Below are 492 nucleotides of genomic sequence, written 5' to 3' on the forward strand. Positions count from 1 at the left end.
AGCCAGATTGGCAACGCCCGTTTCCTCCAGGATCGTCACGCCGTTCTGCTGGTGCAGGTCCCGGAAGAATGCCGCCGTTTCGGAATTGGCCACACGGGCCAGAATACGCGGAGCGGCTTCGACCAGCGTCACCTCCAGCCCCAGCTTTGCCAGCACCGCCGCTGCCTCCAGCCCGATGTATCCCTACAAGCGTCTGAACCATTCGACGAAGACCGATATCGAACTGGCCAAATCGAACATCCTGCTGATCGGCCCTACCGGCTGCGGCAAGACGCTGCTGGCGCAGACGCTGGCGCGCATTCTGGACGTGCCGTTCACGATGGCTGATGCGACCACGCTGACCGAGGCGGGTTATNGTCGGGGAAGATGTCGAAAACATCATCCTGAAGCTGTTGCAGGCCAGCGAATATAACGTGGAGCGTGCGCAGCGCGGCATCGTCTATATCGACGAGGTCGACAAGATNCACGCGGAAGTCCGACAACCCGTCGATC

2 pseudogenes are annotated in these 492 nt (G+C 60.8%); one reads left to right on the top strand and one right to left on the bottom strand.

What is annotated here, in order from left to right:
• Positions 1–183, bottom strand: a pseudogene (locus tag TR36_RS15370) (NAD-binding protein); the annotation flags it as partial.
• A gap of 1 nt (position 184) precedes the next feature.
• On the opposite strand from TR36_RS15370, the pseudogene TR36_RS14605 reads away from it, so the two are divergent.
• Positions 185–492, top strand: a pseudogene (locus tag TR36_RS14605) (AAA family ATPase); the annotation flags it as partial.

It is taken from the genome of Falsirhodobacter sp. alg1 (assembly GCF_000739715.2).
Lineage (GTDB): Bacteria > Pseudomonadota > Alphaproteobacteria > Rhodobacterales > Rhodobacteraceae > Falsirhodobacter.